14 protein-coding genes are annotated in these 16,909 nt (G+C 54.1%); 10 read left to right on the top strand and 4 right to left on the bottom strand.

The features are described from left to right. Nucleotides 1-65: 65 nt before the first annotated feature. The gene (locus tag VI01_RS15095) at nt 66-1,049 is read right to left on the bottom strand and encodes a quinone oxidoreductase (RefSeq protein ID WP_038643631.1); all 984 of its coding nucleotides are present in this window, start codon (nt 1,047-1,049) and stop codon (nt 66-68) included. Nucleotides 1,050-1,122: 73 nt separating this feature from the next. Here VI01_RS15095 and dnaB point away from each other — a divergent pair, with 73 nt between their 5' ends. From dnaB to VI01_RS15120, 5 genes are all read left to right on the top strand, one after another. Further along, the gene (gene dnaB, locus VI01_RS15100; protein ID WP_034826934.1) at nt 1,123-2,529 is read left to right on the top strand and encodes a replicative DNA helicase; all 1,407 of its coding nucleotides are present in this window, start codon (nt 1,123-1,125) and stop codon (nt 2,527-2,529) included. Between the two features lie 128 nt (nt 2,530-2,657). Continuing rightward, on the top strand, nt 2,658-3,149 hold the full coding sequence (locus VI01_RS15105) for an Lrp/AsnC family transcriptional regulator (RefSeq protein WP_045815790.1): 492 nt from the start codon (nt 2,658-2,660) through the stop codon (nt 3,147-3,149). A gap of 230 nt (nt 3,150-3,379) precedes the next feature. Then, complete coding sequence (locus VI01_RS15110) at nt 3,380-3,994, top strand: YitT family protein (protein ID WP_038643629.1); 615 nt, start codon at nt 3,380-3,382, stop codon at nt 3,992-3,994. A gap of 48 nt (nt 3,995-4,042) precedes the next feature. After that, complete coding sequence (locus VI01_RS15115; RefSeq protein ID WP_156149367.1) at nt 4,043-5,236, top strand: amino acid aminotransferase; 1,194 nt, start codon at nt 4,043-4,045, stop codon at nt 5,234-5,236. A 188-nt stretch (nt 5,237-5,424) separates the two neighbouring features. After that, nucleotides 5,425-5,781, top strand: a complete 357-nt coding sequence (locus tag VI01_RS15120) for an MmcQ/YjbR family DNA-binding protein (RefSeq protein WP_045815792.1) — start codon at nt 5,425-5,427, stop codon at nt 5,779-5,781. Here the strand turns inward: VI01_RS15120 and VI01_RS15125 are convergent, their stop codons facing one another. Beyond that, nucleotides 5,782-6,846, bottom strand: a complete 1,065-nt coding sequence (locus VI01_RS15125; RefSeq protein ID WP_038643626.1) for an NAD(P)-dependent alcohol dehydrogenase — start codon at nt 6,844-6,846, stop codon at nt 5,782-5,784. It abuts the gene before it with no gap. Nucleotides 6,847-7,136: 290 nt separating this feature from the next. Continuing rightward, nucleotides 7,137-9,968, bottom strand: a complete 2,832-nt coding sequence (uvrA, locus tag VI01_RS15130; RefSeq protein ID WP_045815793.1) for an excinuclease ABC subunit UvrA — start codon at nt 9,966-9,968, stop codon at nt 7,137-7,139. A 222-nt stretch (nt 9,969-10,190) separates the two neighbouring features. Here uvrA and ssb1 point away from each other — a divergent pair, with 222 nt between their 5' ends. From ssb1 to VI01_RS15145, 3 genes are all read left to right on the top strand, one after another. Further along, nucleotides 10,191-10,742, top strand: a complete 552-nt coding sequence (gene ssb1 / locus VI01_RS15135) for a single-stranded DNA-binding protein SSB1 (RefSeq protein WP_034826920.1) — start codon at nt 10,191-10,193, stop codon at nt 10,740-10,742. Nucleotides 10,743-10,856: 114 nt separating this feature from the next. Beyond that, nucleotides 10,857-12,956, top strand: a complete 2,100-nt coding sequence (locus VI01_RS15140) for a RecQ family ATP-dependent DNA helicase (protein ID WP_045815794.1) — start codon at nt 10,857-10,859, stop codon at nt 12,954-12,956. Next, nucleotides 12,953-14,182, top strand: coding sequence for a DNA-processing protein DprA (locus VI01_RS15145; RefSeq protein ID WP_045815795.1), 1,230 nt, complete (start codon nt 12,953-12,955; stop codon nt 14,180-14,182). The genes VI01_RS15140 and VI01_RS15145 overlap by 4 nt, the downstream gene beginning before the upstream one ends. Before the next feature lie 54 nt (nt 14,183-14,236). On the opposite strand, the gene VI01_RS15150 is transcribed toward VI01_RS15145, so the two are convergent. Next, nucleotides 14,237-14,764, bottom strand: coding sequence for an isochorismatase family protein (locus VI01_RS15150; RefSeq protein ID WP_045815796.1), 528 nt, complete (start codon nt 14,762-14,764; stop codon nt 14,237-14,239). Between the two features lie 124 nt (nt 14,765-14,888). Between VI01_RS15150 and VI01_RS15155 the strand changes: the two genes are divergently transcribed. Both VI01_RS15155 and VI01_RS15160 read left to right on the top strand, forming a co-directional pair. Further along, the gene (locus VI01_RS15155) at nt 14,889-15,719 is read left to right on the top strand and encodes an AraC family transcriptional regulator (protein ID WP_045815797.1); all 831 of its coding nucleotides are present in this window, start codon (nt 14,889-14,891) and stop codon (nt 15,717-15,719) included. 72 nt (nt 15,720-15,791) lie between these two features. Beyond that, nucleotides 15,792-16,745: a DMT family transporter gene (locus VI01_RS15160; protein ID WP_038643617.1), complete on the top strand. Its 954-nt coding sequence runs from the start codon at nt 15,792-15,794 to the stop codon at nt 16,743-16,745. The last annotated feature ends 164 nt before the right edge of the window (nt 16,746-16,909 follow it).

A 16,909-nucleotide genomic window follows, 5' to 3' on the forward strand; every position in this document is an offset into this window, starting at 1 on the left:
CCCTACACCAGCGCGAACTATAAAAAGAAAGAAAAAAGGGCTTCCTTCGGGAAGCCCTTAACTTTTTAGGGAATCAGCAAGCTGGAACCTTGCGTGGCGCGGCTCTCAAGAACCTGATGCGCGCGCACCGCATCGCTCAAGGCAAACTTCTGCTCTTCTGGCACCTTCAACTGAATCGCACGACTGGCGATTAACGAGAACAACTCGTTGCTGGCGTTATCCAGTTCCTGACGATTGGTAATGTAACCAAACAGCGATGGGCGTGTGACAAACAGCGAACCTTTCTTGTTCAGAATCCCAAGATCGACGCCGGTGACGGGGCCCGAGGCATTACCAAAACTCACCATTAAGCCATGACGACGCAGGCTATCGAGAGACGGTTCCCAGGTATCTTTCCCCACCGAGTCATACACCACCGCGACCTTTTCACCGTCAGTCAATTCACTGACGCGCTGTGCAATATTCTCTTCGCGATAGTTAATGGTTGCCCAGGCGCCAGCATTTTTTGCAATCTGCGCTTTTTCGGCCGAGCCCACGGTACCAATCAGATGTGCGCCCAGCGCTTTAGCCCACTGACAGGCAATCAGTCCCACGCCGCCCGCTGCGGCATGGAACAGGAAGATTTCATCGGCTTTCACTTTGTAGGTCTGACGCAGCAAATACTGCACGGTTAAGCCTTTCAAAAACGAGGCTGCACCTTGTTCAAAGCTGATGCTCTCCGGCAGGATCACCAGACGCTCTTCCGCCACGTTATGCATTTCGCTATAGGCACCCAGCGCGGCCTGACAATAGACCACGCGATCGCCGGGCTTAAAGCGCGTCACGCCTGAGCCAACGCGTTTCACCACGCCAGCGGCTTCTGTGCCCAGCCCGGACGGGAAAGCCGCCACCGGATAGAGCCCGCTGCGCACATAGGTGTCGATATAGTTGATGCCAATCGCCTTGTTTTCGACCTGAACCTCATGTTCAGCGGGATCGGCCAGCTCAAAATCGACCCATTGAAGTACCTCCGGGCCACCGTGTTGGTTGAACTGAATACGCTTTGCCATTCTGACTCCTGTGATTGTTCATCCTGGGACGGTATACTTGCGCGTCCCTTTCACGATCGGTAATGCATTCACTATGGCAGGAAATAAACCCACCAACAAATCCAACGAACCCCGCGATCGTCAGCTGGAAGGCGTGAAAATGCCGCCGCACTCTATTGAAGCGGAGCAGTCGGTGCTCGGTGGGTTGATGCTGGATAACGAACGCTGGGATAACGTCTCCGAGCGCGTGGTGGCGGATGATTTCTTCAACCGTTCGCACCGCATGATCTTCTCTGAGATGCAGCGTCTGCTGGAAATGGGCCAGCCGATTGACCTCATTACGCTGTCTGAATCGCTGGAAACACTGGGCGAGCTGGAGATGGCCGGTGGCTTTGCTTATCTGGCAGAGCTGGCGAAAAACACGCCAAGTGCGGCGAACATCGGCGCTTATGCGGATATCGTGCGTGAACGTGCCGTTGTGCGTCAAATGATCTCGGTGGCGAATCAAATTGCTGATGCCGGTTACGATCCGCAGGGGCGCAGCAGTGAAGATTTGCTCGATTTCGCAGAATCCAACGTCTTCAAGATTGCTGAACAGCGCGCCAATAAGGCGGAAGGCCCGCAGAACATCGAGCAAATTCTGGAAGCCACGGTCTCGCGTATTGAAGCGCTGGTGTCGACCCCGCACGATGGTGTCACCGGAGTGGATACGGGCTATCAGGATCTGAACAAAAAGACCGCCGGTTTGCAGGGTTCAGATTTGATCATCGTGGCGGCGCGTCCGTCGATGGGTAAAACCACCTTCGCCATGAACCTGTGTGAAAACGCCGCGATGCTGCAAGACAAACCGGTGCTGATATTCAGTCTGGAGATGCCCAGCGAGCAGCTAATGATGCGTATGCTGGCGTCATTATCACGCGTTGACCAAACGCGCATTCGTACCGGCCAGCTGGAAGATGAAGATTGGGCGCGCATCTCTGCCACCATGGGCATCTTGCTGGAGAAGAAGAACATGTTCATCGATGATTCTTCTGGCCTGACGCCAACGGAAGTGCGTTCGCGCGCGCGCCGCGTGTTTCGTGAGAATGGCGGCTTAAGCCTGATCATGATCGACTATCTCCAGTTAATGCGCGTGCCGGCGCTGTCGGATAACCGTACGCTGGAGATCGCGGAGATCTCGCGCTCGCTCAAAGCGCTGGCGAAAGAGCTCAATGTGCCGGTAGTGGCGCTGTCGCAGCTTAACCGCTCACTGGAGCAACGCGCCGATAAACGTCCGGTGAACTCGGATCTGCGTGAATCGGGATCGATCGAGCAGGATGCTGACTTGATCATGTTCATCTATCGAGATGAGGTGTATCACGAAAACAGTGATCTTAAAGGCATCGCCGAGATCATCCTCGGTAAGCAGCGTAACGGCCCAATCGGTACAGTACGATTGACCTTCAATGGCCAGTGGTCGCGCTTTGATAACTACGCAGGCCCGTCCTACGACGACGAATAATCCTTTCCCGCTGGATGCATGCACGATTTGTGCATGCATTTCACGTCATCAGAAAATAGTGTTGGACAACCCCGGCTTTAATCAGGTTATCTGTACCAAAGCGCACCCTATAACGCTGTGGAAGCAGAATGACTCAGGTAGATGATTACGACCTTAAGATATTGACACTATTACAATCTAACGGCCGCCTTACCAATCAGGAACTCAGTGATTTAGTCGGTCTTTCGGCGTCTCAATGTTCACGCCGCCGCATCAATCTTGAACAGGCAAACCTCATCCTCGGCTATCACGCACGGCTCTCGCCGGACGCGGTGGGTCTTGGCATGGTGGGCTTGATTGAAGTGCGTTTAAAGAATCACACGCCAGATTATGAAGAGAGTTTCCATCGCATGGTGGCAGAGGAGGAAGCGATTGTTGATGCCTTCAAAACCACCGGTGATGCTGATTATCTGCTGAAAGTGGCCGTGGCTGATTTAGCCTCGCTGAGTGCGTTGATCAGTCAGCTGGTGGCTGGCCATCAGAGTGTGGCCCATGTGAAAACCTCCGTGGTGTTGAGCCGTTTAAAAGAGAACGGCTTGATGATTATCCCCGAGCACAAAACGCGCCAAAAAAGTGCATGATGTGCTAATCTGGTGCAATTAACGCACAGTAAATGCAAATAACGCGCGCCAGAAAACAGATTTGTGCATGAATCAACGGTTAAAGTTTGGGTTGATGCACAAAAACCTGCAATAAAAGCGCCTTAGATATCAATTGGATAATCGCTGGCACCCCATAGGTGGCGACTTAACGCCGCCTATGTGGTGCGTTTTTTGCATTTGAACCGCATCAATTGCACTGAGATGACTCCATGGATAACGTTGTTCAACCCACTAAAATTCCTCATTCACGTATTGAAGATGCGCTGGCGATAGTGCTCGGCACCTTAATGGTTTCCTTTGGCGTGATGATGCTGAAACAGGCGGGCGCGCTGACTGGCAGCACTGCAGGTATCGCGTTTTTAATCAGCTATCTGACGCACCTCTCTTTTGGTACCGCATTTTTCCTGATTAACCTGCCGTTTTACTGGCTGGCAGTGCGCCGCATGGGCTGGGAATTCACGGTTAAAACGTTCTGCGCAGTGGGGCTGGTTTCACTGTTCACGCACTTGCATCCGATGTTCATCCATTTTTCTGCGCTAAATCCGTTTTATGCGACATTGTTCGGTAACGTGGTGATGGGGATTGGGTTTATAGTGTTGTTTCGTCACAAAGCCAGCCTCGGCGGTATCAACATTTTGGCGCTCTGGCTGCAGGACCGTATCGGTCTGCGTGCCGGCAAACTGCAAATGGCGGTGGATACCTGCGTGGTACTCGCATCCCTGTTCGTGGTGTCGCTGCCGATACTTTTGGCCTCTATCGCGGGCGCGGTGATCCTTAATCTCATCATCGCTATGAATCATCGTCCCGGCCGCTACATGGTTTGATGACGCCTCTTTACCGACTATTTATGACCAATCATGGAGATCTGCACCGTGTTTCAAAACGTTGATGCTTATGCTGGCGATCCAATTCTGTCGCTGATGGAAACCTTCAAACAGGACCCACGTGACAATAAAGTGAATCTGAGCATTGGCCTCTATTACAACGAGGCGGGTATCATTCCTCAGTTGCAAGCCGTGGCTGCGGCAGAAGAACGCCTGCAGGCGCAGCCGCATCAGGCGTCGCTTTACCTGCCGATGGAAGGCCTGGGCCCATACCGTAATGCGATTGCACCGCTGCTGTTTGGCAAAGAACACCCGATGCTGAAGGCCGGCCGCATTGCTTCCATCCAGACGCTGGGTGGCTCCGGTGCACTGAAAGTCGGGGCGGATTTCCTCAAGCGTTACTTCCCGCACTCAAATGTCTGGGTGAGCGATCCGACCTGGGAGAACCACATCGCGATTTTCAACGGTGCTGGTTTCGACGCACAGACTTATCCGTGGTACGACGAAGACACCAACGGCGTGAAGTTTGATGCGTTTATTGCCAAGCTGAAAACGCTGCCGAAGCAATCTATCGTGCTGTTGCACCCATGCTGCCACAACCCAACTGGCGCGGATCTGACGAACGCGCAGTGGGATGAAACCACCGAAGTATTGAAAGCGCAGGAACTGATTCCGTTCCTCGATATCGCTTATCAGGGCTTTGGTGCGGGCATGGAGCAGGATGCTTATGCGATTCGCGCGATTGCTGCTGCGGGCTTGCCGGCTCTGGTCAGCAACTCATTCTCGAAAATTTTCTCGTTGTATGGCGAGCGTGTTGGTGGCCTCTCCATCGTGTGCGAGAACGCAGAAGAGTCTGCACGCGTGTTGGGTCAACTGAAAGCGACCGTCCGTCGCAACTACTCCAGCCCGCCAAACTTTGGCGCGCAGGTGGTTTCTTGCGTACTGAACGATGAGGCGCTGCTGAACAACTGGCTGGCCGAGGTGGAAGCCATGCGCCTGCGCATCATCGAAATGCGCCAGACGCTGGTCAACGTATTGAGCACCAAGTTGCCGGGCAAAAACTTCGATTACCTGCTGAAGCAGCGCGGCATGTTCAGTTACACCGGTTTAAGCGCGCAGCAGGTTGATCGCCTGCGTGATGAGTTCGGCGTATATCTGATCGCCAGCGGCCGTATGTGTGTGGCTGGCCTCAACAGCCGCAACGTCAATCAGGTGGCCGAGGCCTTTGCTGCCGTGATGTAACACACTTCGCAGCACGAGAAAACCGCCATGCCTCCGGGCTGGCGGTTTTTTTATGTGCGTTATCTGGTGCCACCGCCTTTACCTTTGGCTGACTTGCTGCACACTTAAACGGTGTCATGACGTCTGTAATGAAGCCGATGGCAGGCGTCATCGGGCCTCAAATCGGCCTCTACCAAGGAGAATACCGCATGAACATTTCGGATCTCCTCACCTACTGCATGAGCAAATCGGGTGCGGAGCAGAGCTATAAAAATGAATGGGATGCCACACAGGTAAAAAGCGAAGGCGTACTGTTTGCCATGGTGCATGAGGTGAAAGGGCGTCCGGCGCTATCGTTGAAAACCTCGCCTGCGCTGGCTGATTTATTGCGCGAAGAGCACAGTGACGTATTCCCGAGCGAGCATCTCAATAAGTCGCACTGGAGCACGCTGTGGCTGGATGGATCCCTAAAGGATTCGCAGATTTATTATCTGGTGGAGGCTTCCTGGCAACAGGCTGACGCCACGCGCGCGGCGGGCGTCAGCCATGATGAAGACTCGCGCTAATTAAGCCGCTGACTCTTCTCGCAGGGTGTTGATATCAATCACGAAGCGGTATTTCACGTCGCTTTTCAGCATACGTTCATAGGCTTCGTTAATCTGGTTCATGGCGATCAGTTCGATATCGGAAGTGATACCGTGCTTGCCACAGAAATCCAGCATCTCCTGGGTCTCAGCAATACCACCGATCAGTGAACCGGCGATGCTGCGACGTTTGAAGATCAGGTTAAACACCTGTGGGGCCGGGTGATCGTGCTCTGGCGCGCCCACCAACGTCATATTGCCATCCAGCTTCAACAGGGTGATGAACGGGTTGAGATCGTGTTGAGCCGCAACGGTATTTAAGATGAAATCAAAGCTGTTGGCATGCTGCGCCATTTGATCGGCATCTTTCGAAATGACGACTTCGTCAGCACCAAGGCGCTTACCGTCTTCAATTTTCGAAGGTGAAGTGGTGAACAACACCACATGCGCGCCCATCGCATGCGCGATTTTCACGCCCATATGACCGAGGCCACCCAAACCAACGATGCCCACTTTCTTACCTGGGCCAACGTTCCAGTGACGCAACGGGGAATAGGTGGTGATACCCGCACACAGCAGCGGCGCCACGCCGGCCAGATCGAGATTTTCCGGCACGCGCAGCACATAGTTTTCATCCACTACCATCGCTGTGGAGTACCCGCCGTAAGTGATGGCGCCGGTTTCACGGTCTTCACCGTTATAGGTGCCCACAAAGCCGTTTTCGCAATATTGCTCCAATCCTCTCTGGCAGCTTGGACAGCTGCGGCAGGAATCAACTAAACAACCGACACCGACCAGGTCGCCCACTTTGTATTTGTGGGTGTGTGCGCCTACGGCAGTGACGCGACCAACGATTTCATGGCCTGGCACCACCGGGAAAATGGTGTTTTTCCATTCGTTGCGCGCCTGGTGTAGGTCAGAGTGGCAAACGCCACAGTACAACACTTCAATCTGCACATCATGAGCGCGAAGCTCGCGCGGCTTATAGTCGAACGGGGCGAGCTTGGATTTCGCGTCCTGTGCGGCATAGGCATGCGTAATATTCATGGTGTCTCCAATCGGGTGTGTCGTGAGTGTATTGCGGGATCCCGTTCAGCGATCTGAAGGGACAAAGGCGTAACGAGCTACGCCAAAAAGGAACTGTGTAAGGATAGTCAGCGAGATGAGATGCGTATATGCCTGAAGTTGTCTGATTCTTGCCTGTTTCTGCATTTTTCTGCGGAATCTGACAGCCATATAACAGGCTCGAATAGCTGCAATATTAAGCTGTTAAACTCGCGTGAGTCGCGCCTGCGCACTGAAAGAAATGAGAAGGCCCGCAGTGCGGGCCTTCAATTTTACTTCTTCTTCAGCATCGGCTTGAGGAAGCGGGCAGTGTGGGATTTTTCACACTCTGCCACGGTTTCTGGCGTGCCTGAAATCAGGATTTCGCCGCCGCCGCTGCCGCCTTCCGGACCCAAATCGACAATCCAGTCAGCCGTTTTGATCACGTCGAGGTTATGCTCAATCACCACGATGGTATTGCCCTGATCGCGCAACTGATGCAGCACTTCCAGCAACTGCTGAATATCAGCAAAGTGCAGACCCGTGGTTGGCTCATCAAGGATATAGAGTGTTTGCCCGGTGCCACGTTTCGACAGCTCGCGCGCCAGTTTTACACGCTGCGCTTCACCGCCTGACAGCGTGGTTGCAGACTGACCGAGGCGAATATAAGACAGCCCCACGTCGATCAGCGTTTGCAATTTACGCGCCAGCGCAGGTACGGCATCAAAGAACTCACGTGCTTCTTCGATGGTCATATCCAGCACTTCGTGAATCCCTTTGCCTTTGTATTTAATCTCCAGCGTTTCACGGTTATAGCGTTTGCCTTTGCATTGATCGCAAGGCACATACACATCCGGCAGGAAGTGCATTTCGACTTTAATTACGCCGTCACCCTGGCAGGCTTCGCAGCGTCCACCGCGCACGTTAAAGCTGAAGCGCCCTGGATTGTAGCCACGGGAACGTGCTTCAGGTACACCGGCAAACAGTTCACGCACCGGGGTGAAAATACCGGTGTAAGTGGCCGGGTTCGAGCGTGGCGTGCGGCCGATGGGGCTCTGGTCGATATCGATGACTTTATCGAAATGCTCCAGACCCGCGATCTCGCGATAGGGAGCTACCTCCGTGGTGGTCGCCCCGTTCAACTGCCGCTGTGCAATCGGGAACAGCGTGTCGTTGATTAACGTAGACTTACCGGAACCCGAAACGCCAGTGATACAGGTGAACAGGCCAACCGGAATCGTCAGCGTGACATCCTTCAGGTTGTTACCGCGTGCGCCGGTGAGTTTCAGCACTTTCGCCGGGTCGCCCTTCACGCGCTGTTGCGGAATGGCAATTTCGCGTTTGCCGCTCAGGTATTGCCCGGTCAGCGAAGCTTCGTTAGCCATAATGGCATTCACATCACCCTCAGCCACGACCTGGCCACCGTGCACGCCTGCGCCAGGACCGATATCAATCACGTGGTCAGCGGCGCGAATCGCATCTTCATCGTGCTCGACCACAATCACGGTGTTGCCGAGGTCGCGCAGGTGAATCAAGGTGCCCAGCAGACGTTCGTTATCGCGCTGATGCAGGCCAATTGAGGGCTCATCAAGCACATACATCACGCCCACCAGACCCGCACCGATCTGGCTTGCCAGACGAATACGCTGCGCTTCTCCGCCAGAGAGCGTTTCTGCGGAACGCGACATCGACAGATAATTCAACCCGACGTTAACCAGGAAGCTCAGACGATCGCCGATCTCTTTCAGGATTTTTTCGGCGATCTGCGCGCGCTGTCCGCTCAGTTTCAGATTGCGGAAAAAGTCGGTGGCATGGCCGATGCTCATCTCAGAGATGGTCGGCAGGTTGGTATTCTCAACAAATACATGGCGTGCTTCACGGCGCAGGCGTGTCCCTTCGCAGCTGTTGCAGGAGCGATTACTGATGAATTTCGCCAGCTCTTCACGCACCGCATTGGATTCCGTCTCTTTATAACGGCGTTCCATGTTGTGCAGCACACCTTCAAATGGATGGCGACGCACCGAAGTGTCACCGCGATCGTTGATGTATTTGAATTCGATATTCTCTTTGCCGGAACCGTACAGAATCACTTCGCGCGCTTTGTCGCTCAGGCTGTTAAACGGCGCTTCGACATCGAAATCCAGATGCTCTGCCAGCGAACGCAACATCTGGAAGTAATAGAAGTTGCGGCGATCCCAACCACGAATCGCACCGCCCGCCAGTGATAGCTCAGGGTTTTGCACCACGCGATCGGGATCGAAATACTGCTGCACGCCCAGACCATCGCAGGTTGGGCAGGCACCGGCCGGGTTGTTGAACGAGAACAGGCGCGGTTCCAGCTCACTCATGCTGTAGCCACAAATCGGGCAGGCAAAGTTGGCGGAGAACAACAGCTCTTCGGCCTCGCTGTCATCCATATCGGCGACGATGGCGGTACCGCCACTCAGCGCCAACGTGGTTTCAAAGGATTCTGCTAAGCGCGTCGCCAGGTCATCGCGCACGCGGAAGCGGTCCACGACGACTTCAATGGTGTGCTTTTTCTGCAGTTCCAGCTTGGGGGGATCTGACAGATCACAGACTTCGCCATCAATACGGGCGCGGATGTATCCTTGCGCCGCAAGGTTTTCCAGTGTTTTGGTGTGCTCGCCTTTGCGATCTTTCACCACGGGTGCCAGCAGCATCAGACGACGGCCTTCTTCCTGCGCCATCACCTGATCCACCATCTGGCTCACGGTCTGTGCCGCCAGCGGAACATCGTGATCCGGGCAGCGTGGTTCACCCACACGGGCAAACAGCAGACGCAGATAGTCATGGATTTCAGTAATCGTACCGACCGTCGAGCGCGGGTTATGCGATGTGGATTTCTGCTCAATAGAAATGGCGGGCGAGAGACCTTCAATATGGTCCACGTCCGGTTTCTCCATTAATGAAAGAAACTGGCGCGCATAGGCCGAGAGCGATTCAACATAGCGACGCTGCCCTTCGGCATACAACGTATCAAACGCCAGCGAAGACTTACCGGAACCCGACAGACCGGTGACCACAATCAGCTTATCGCGAGGGATGATCAGGTTGATATTCTTCAAATTATGGGTGCGAGCACCGCGGACTTCGATCTTATCCATTCACCTTTCCCGGATTGAACAACACTCGCCATGCCTTGCCAGCACGACCAGCAGAAACGCGTTAGTATGGCACAAAAAATAAACTGAATAAATATCCAGTGCTTTTGCTATTCTGTGTGCCAAATAAAAATTGCGAGCCTGCTCTGAAGTGGGCACCGTCATTGTGACGTGATACAATTTTTGGCTTAGACTTTTAGCATCAACTCATCGGGAGACAGCAACATGGCCAGTCGTGGCGTAAACAAAGTGATTCTTGTCGGGAATCTGGGTCAGGATCCGGAAGTGCGCTACATGCCAAATGGTGGCGCGGTAGCCAACATTACGCTGGCCACGTCGGAAAGCTGGCGCGACAAGCAAACCGGTGAAAACAAAGAGATTACTGAATGGCACCGTGTTGTGCTGTTCGGCAAACTGGCTGAAGTGGCGGGTGAATACCTGCGTAAAGGCTCTCAGGTTTACATCGAAGGCCAGCTGCGTACCCGTAAATGGCAGGATCAAAGCGGCCAGGAAAAATACACCACCGAAGTGGTTGTTAACGTTGGCGGCACCATGCAGATGCTCGGTGGACGTCAGCAGGGCGCGAACGCAGGTGGCGCACCGATGGGCGGCCAGGGCGGCGGCAATAACAACGGCTGGGGCCAGCCACAGCAACCTCAGCAGCAGCCTCAGGGCGGCAACCAGTTCAGCGGCGGCGCACAACAGCGTCCGCAGCAGCAGAGCGCACCGGCGAACAACGAACCGCCAATGGACTTTGACGACGACATCCCGTTCTAAGACAACGCGCACGCATAATTACACGCTAAGGCCTCGTTTTACGGGGCTTTTTTGTATCTGACTCTCAGGTTTCTCAATCAAAAGAAGGGACGCATTTCCCATCAAGGAGTGATAATGAAACAGCAACAGGCAGAAGCATTATTAAAAGTCGCACTGGCAAATGATCATGCCCAGTTTCGTCGTGGGCAGTTGGAAGCGATAGATGCACTAGTGAATAAACAGCAGAAATTATTGGTGGTGCAGCGGACTGGCTGGGGTAAAAGCTCCGTCTATTTCATCAGCGCCAAAATTTTTCGCGATCGCGGTATGGGCCCAACCATTATCGTTTCACCGCTACTGGCGCTGATGCGTAACCAAATTGAGTCTGCCCGTCGATTAGGCATTGTGGCTGAAACCCTCAATTCTTCGAACAGTAGTGACTGGCAGTCGGTGACACAGCGCGTGCTGGATAATCAGGTCGATTGTTTACTCATCTCTCCAGAACGTCTCGCCAATGATCAATTTATCGAAACCGTACTACAGCCGATTGCCAACCGCATCGCGCTCATGGTGATTGACGAAGCGCACTGTATCTCCGATTGGGGGCACGATTTCCGTCCCGATTATCGCCGTATCGTCAGCATTCTAAGGCAATTACCCGCAAACACGCCGGTGCTTGGCACCACCGCTACTGCCAATAATCGTGTTGTTGCAGATATACAGCAACAGATGGGCGACATAGTGATTCAACGCGGTGAGCTGATCCGTAAGAGTCTGGCGCTACAAACACTCATTCTACCGAATCAGGCGTCACGTCTTGCCTGGCTGGCGCAAGTCATTCCGACTCTTGAGGGAACCGGGATCGTCTACACGCTTACCGTTCGTGATGCCGAACAGGTAGCGGCCTGGTTACGCACGCAACACATTGATGCGCGCGCCTATCATGGCAGCGTTGAGGATGCGGGTTTCGACAGCAGCAATGACTATCGTCAACATCTTGAGAACTTGCTGCTGACTAACCAATTGAAAGTCCTGGTGGCGACCACCGCACTGGGAATGGGATATGACAAACCTGATTTGAGTTTTGTGCTGCACTATCAGGCGCCTGCTTCGATTGTCGCTTACTACCAACAGGTAGGACGCGCGGGTCGTGGCATCGATCATGCGGTTGGCGTGCTGATGTCTGGGGGGGAAGATCGTGATATTCATCAGTTCTTCCGGCAGTCAGCTTTTCCGGCAGAAGCACAGGTGCATGATATTTTGCAGGTGCTGGAGGAGAGCGATGGTTTGTCGATTCGCGATATCGAGCAGCAAACCAATCTGCGTCAGGGGCAAATTGAAAAAGTACTGAAATTACTGAGCGTTGAAAATCCTGCCCCGGTGATTAAAGTAAAAAGCCAGTGGCGGAGAACGCCGGTTTTCTATCAGTTGGATCGCAAACGTATCGTGCATCTTACGCAGCAGCGCGAACAAGAGTGGCAGGAAGTGCAGGCTTATATCTCACAGCGCGGTTGCCTGATGACGTTTTTGCGATTATCGCTGGATGATGCCGACCCGATATCCTGTGGCAAATGTGCATATTGCCTCGGCCGGCCCTTGATTGACCCGAAGGTGGATGCAATGTTGGCTCATCAGGCTGCGACTTTTCTACAGCGCGCCGAAACGGTGCTTTCGCCCAAAATTCAGGTGGCTGCTCAGGCATTTGAAGAATACGGTTTTCGCGGTAATTTACCTGCTACCCTGCGTGCGCAGGAAGGTCGGGTGCTTTCGCGCTGGGGAGATGCCGGGTGGGGATCTCGCGTAGTCGCCGAGAAAGCCGCAGGCCATTTCAGCGATGAACTTGTTTCTGCTCTGGCTGAATTGATTGAACAGCGCTGGCAGCCAGTGCCTGCGCCAAAGTGGGTTTGTTGCGTACCGTCGTTGCGCCAACCTCAACTGGTGGCGGATTTTGCCCGCCGATTGGCACTGCGACTCGACTTACCCTTTATAGATGCACTTCAGAAAGTGAAAGATAACCCTCGACAACGTCTGCAGAATAATCGCTTCCATCAATGTCGTAATCTGGATGGCGCGTTTTCCACCTGCGCTAATCTGCCTGCCACGGCTGTGTTACTGGTAGACGATATTGTCGATTCAGGTTGGACAATGGCAGTGGCTGCCGCTCTGCTTCAGCAGGCGGGTAGCGGCATTGTCTACCCACTGGCGCTGGCAACCTCAACGGTGAAAGAGTCATGAATTTATCTCCTGTTGCACAAGCAACACTGTTGTTAACCAGTGACTTCTCGCGCCGGAGCGAGGATGAGGTGAAGCCACTAAGTAATGCGGAATGGGGCCGATTTGCCCTGTGGTTAAAACAGCAATCCGCTTCACCCGCCGATCTGCTCAGCTCTGGTGCTGATGTCATGTTAGCCACCTGGGTAGAACCCCATATCACACGCGAGCGAATTAAAACGCTACTCAGTCGTGGGCACAGCCTGGCGTTAGCGATTGAACGTTGGCAGCGCGCGGGGCTTTGGGTGCTAACGCGTTCTGATGCTGATTACCCAAGGCTGCTTAAGCAACAATTGCGCACCAACGCGCCAGCGGTCCTGTTCGGCTGTGGTGATATCGCTCTGTTAAATCAACCCGGTCTTGCGGTGGTAGGATCGAGGAATGCCAGCGAGCTGGATTTAGCGTTCAGTCGTCAGGTTGCGGGAAAAGTGGCCTCTGCGGGGGTAAATCTGATTTCAGGTGGCGCGCGAGGCATCGATGAAGCCGCTATGCTGGGCGCATTGCAACACAACGGAACCGTCGTGGGTGTCCTCAGTGATAGTCTGCTGACCGCTGCGACCAGCGCCAAATGGCGAAAGGGGTTAATGGCGGGTAAATTACTGCTGCTTTCACCGTTCTATCCTGAAGCGGGCTTTACTGTGGGTAATGCAATGGCGCGCAATCGATACGTTTATTGCCTGGCGAGGAGTGCGCTGGTGGTGCACGCGGGTCACAAGGGCGGGACGCTGGTCGGTGCGGAAGAGAATCTGCGCAAGAAGTGGGTGCCGTTGTGGGTTAAGCCTACCGACGATGTACGGGCCAGCAACGCTGAACTGGTTAAACAGGGGGGGCAATGGTGCGCTGCTCACCCCGATGACATTGATGTTGCGCAATGGATGTCGCCTTCCCGTCATCAGCCCCATCAGCAGGAGGATTTATTGAGCCGCGCAGGGTACAAGATGCCCGACATGACCGCTGTGGTTAATGTGGCTCAGGAACCAGAAGGAATCTGGCATTCATCCGATTTTTATCAAATTTTTCAGGCGCAATTGCCGGCACTGGCCGCCCATCCTGTTACGATCGAGGATCTGGGCTCGCGGACGGGCCTGCATCAGATTCAGCTGACTGAATGGTTGCAGCGCGCGGTGCATGAGGGGCTGATTGAACAGCCGACAGGAACAAACTGTTATCAATGGAAGCGGAAAATGTAGCTGCTGTGCGTCTTCCATCATGAAGCCGGACAAACCCGTCCGGCTTCATCGCTTCTAATGCGGCCGCCACTCCCGCAAAAGCACCTCAGTATCACGCACTAACACCGGGTTGCCCGGCATAATCAAATCCGCCCAGACTTCATTATGCTGATTGATCTGCTGCTGTGCGGAAACGTAAGTCCGATCGGCTGTGGTATGCGCATCGGCGGCAACGGTGATGTGATAGCCCAGGCTGGCACCCACCTTGATGGTGGTATCGACACAGTAATCGGTCGCACAACCGCAAATTACAAAGCTCTCAATTCCATGTTGATCAAGCTGAGCCGCCAGGTCGGTTTGCCAGAAACTGTCGCAAGCGGTCTTGTTAACGTAGATCGCGTTGGCTGGCTGATCCAATTCCGGCACGATCTGCCAGCCTTCGCTGTTCACTTCGAGGCCTGGCTCAACGTGCTGGATAAAAATCACCTGATCGGCCGCTGCCGTCAGTTGATTGATGCGCTGACAACGTCCGTCACGATCAAAACGTGGTGAAGCCAGCACGCCATTTTGCATATCCACTACCACTACCACCCGATTAGCCATCATCGCCTCCTTTATATAGTGGATGACAGTATTGCGATTGTTACGCATGCAGGTAAAGCAAATCTGTTTTGCATTTCAGCTCGCCGCCGCGCATGCTAATTAGCACGTTTTTAGGAGGTGTGATGTGAAGGTGGTTCCGGAAATCTTTCCTGATAAGTGCGATCAAGCGCAGTTCCAGCATTTTGCTGAACTGCCGGGTATCGAGCTGTATCAGGCGCACATCTCGCGTTACGCCTTTGAGCCGCATACCCATGAAGCCTTCGGTATCGGCACCATTGAATCGGGTGCACAGCGTTTTCGCTACCGTGGCACGCACTATACGGCACCGCAGCATTCACTGGTGATGATGAACCCTGATGAATTGCACACCGGGGAATCGGCCTGTGATGAGGGCTGGCGTTATCGCATGATCTATATTGATCCGCAGGAGATGGAACGGCTTACTGGCGATCGTCACTGGTGGTTTAGTGAAGCGCTGCGTACAGACGCCCGTCTGGCACAGCCGTTTTCCCTGCGACTGGCGCAGATGTGGCAGGCCACCAGCGCGCTGGAACGCGAGAGTCTGTTGCTGGAACTACTGGAGCTATTACGCCCGCTGGCTCATCAGGGAAAATCCCGACCCGAAGAGGGTGCCCATCGCTTTGATGCGGTAAAAACCTATCTGCGTGAAAACCTGGCGGAGCCGATTCGTCTTGATGAGCTGGCTGCCCTGGCGTCGTTGTCGCCGTGGCATTTTCTCCGCAGTTTTAAACACCACTTTCATGTCACGCCACATCAGATGCTGATGGCCTTTCGTCTGTTCGATGCCAAGCAACGTTTGGGGATGGGGGAAAGCGCGGCTTCGGTGGCGGCCGCCGTTGGATTGACCGATCAGGCGCACCTCACGCGCACTTTTGCCCATCGCTATGGCATCACGCCAGGACGTTATCAGAAGCAAGTTTTCCCCTCACGTTAACCGCAATCTGCTACAAGCCTTTATTATCCGGTTACGCCACACTGCGACGGAAAAGTGATAAAGGAAAAGAGAATGTTTGCAGGAATCGTGTTTGCACTTGCCGCAGGATTGATGTGGGGGCTCATTTTTGTGGGACCGCTGCTGATACCTGACTATCCGGGTACCTTACAATCGGCCGGGCGCTACGTGGCTTTTGGGCTGGTGGTATTACCGCTGGCATGGCTGGATCGCCGCCGTCTGAAACAGCTGGCACGTAAAGATTGGCTGGAAGCGCTGAAATTGTCGCTGGTCGGTAATCTGCTCTATTACGCCTGCCTTGCCAGTGCTATCCAGCGCACCGGTGCGCCGATCTCGACCATGATCATTGGCACCTTGCCGGTGGTCATCACCGTGACGGCCAACCTCTGCTACGGCCATCTTGAAGGGCGACTTTCCTGGCGTAAACTCTTTCCGGCGCTACTGATTATTGCTGCTGGCCTGGGCTGCGTGAATGCTGCGGAGATGCAGATGCAGGGGCCGGATTTTGACTGGTCGCGCTACCTGACAGGGCTATTACTGGCGATTTTAGCGGTCGCCTGCTGGACCTGGTATCCGCTGCGTAATGGCATTTGGCTGCGCGCGCATCCACAGCATAAAGCCGGTAGCTGGGCGACGGCACAAGGGTTGGTGACCTTACCGCTGGCGTTGGTGTTCTATTTATTAGTCTGCGGTCAGCTTTACTGGCAGCAGCCTGAGTTCGCTCTGCCATTTGGCCCGCAGCCCACGCGTTTTCTCCTCATCATGCTGGCGATTGGGCTGATATGTTCATGGTTAGGCACGCTATGCTGGAATGCGGCTAGCCAGCGTGTGCCAACGGTCATCATGGGGCCGCTGATTGTGTTCGAAACGCTCGCTGGTCTGCTGTGGACCTTTCTCTGGCGACAGAGCTGGCCGCCGCTGCTCACTGGGATCGGGATTGGCTGTCTCATCGTCGGCGTGATCTACGCCATGCGTATTAAACCGCAGCCGGAAGTCAGCGCGCTTTAACATGAATTTCTGGCTGCTGAGTAGAAGGGCTCAGCAGCCCTTTCTTCAGTGTTTTTAGGAATTTGCCGCCTCTCTCTTGCGCTCCTCTTCGCCATTTTTATCTTCAGACACCACCGCGATATAACTTTCCCTCGCTTATCCTTGCCTGTTTTTACCCCACTTTG

It is taken from the genome of Pantoea sp. SM3 (assembly GCF_000963995.1).
Classification (GTDB): Bacteria; Pseudomonadota; Gammaproteobacteria; order Enterobacterales; family Enterobacteriaceae; genus Pantoea; species Pantoea rwandensis_B.

What these genes read in the sequence shown, in the direction of transcription:
- VI01_RS15095 (WP_038643631.1), bottom strand. Translation starts at nt 1,049, where the DNA reads ATGGCAAAGCGTATTCAGTTCAACCAACACGGTGGCCCGGAGGTACTT.
- dnaB (WP_034826934.1), top strand. Translation starts at nt 1,123, where the DNA reads ATGGCAGGAAATAAACCCACCAACAAATCCAACGAACCCCGCGATCGT.
- VI01_RS15105 (WP_045815790.1), top strand. Translation starts at nt 2,658, where the DNA reads ATGACTCAGGTAGATGATTACGACCTTAAGATATTGACACTATTACAA.
- VI01_RS15110 (WP_038643629.1), top strand. Translation starts at nt 3,380, where the DNA reads ATGGATAACGTTGTTCAACCCACTAAAATTCCTCATTCACGTATTGAA.
- VI01_RS15120 (WP_045815792.1), top strand. Translation starts at nt 5,425, where the DNA reads ATGAACATTTCGGATCTCCTCACCTACTGCATGAGCAAATCGGGTGCG.
- VI01_RS15125 (WP_038643626.1), bottom strand. Translation starts at nt 6,846, where the DNA reads ATGAATATTACGCATGCCTATGCCGCACAGGACGCGAAATCCAAGCTC.
- uvrA (WP_045815793.1), bottom strand. Translation starts at nt 9,968, where the DNA reads ATGGATAAGATCGAAGTCCGCGGTGCTCGCACCCATAATTTGAAGAAT.
- ssb1 (WP_034826920.1), top strand. Translation starts at nt 10,191, where the DNA reads ATGGCCAGTCGTGGCGTAAACAAAGTGATTCTTGTCGGGAATCTGGGT.
- VI01_RS15140 (WP_045815794.1), top strand. Translation starts at nt 10,857, where the DNA reads ATGAAACAGCAACAGGCAGAAGCATTATTAAAAGTCGCACTGGCAAAT.
- VI01_RS15145 (WP_045815795.1), top strand. Translation starts at nt 12,953, where the DNA reads ATGAATTTATCTCCTGTTGCACAAGCAACACTGTTGTTAACCAGTGAC.
- VI01_RS15150 (WP_045815796.1), bottom strand. Translation starts at nt 14,764, where the DNA reads ATGGCTAATCGGGTGGTAGTGGTAGTGGATATGCAAAATGGCGTGCTG.
- VI01_RS15160 (WP_038643617.1), top strand. Translation starts at nt 15,792, where the DNA reads ATGTTTGCAGGAATCGTGTTTGCACTTGCCGCAGGATTGATGTGGGGG.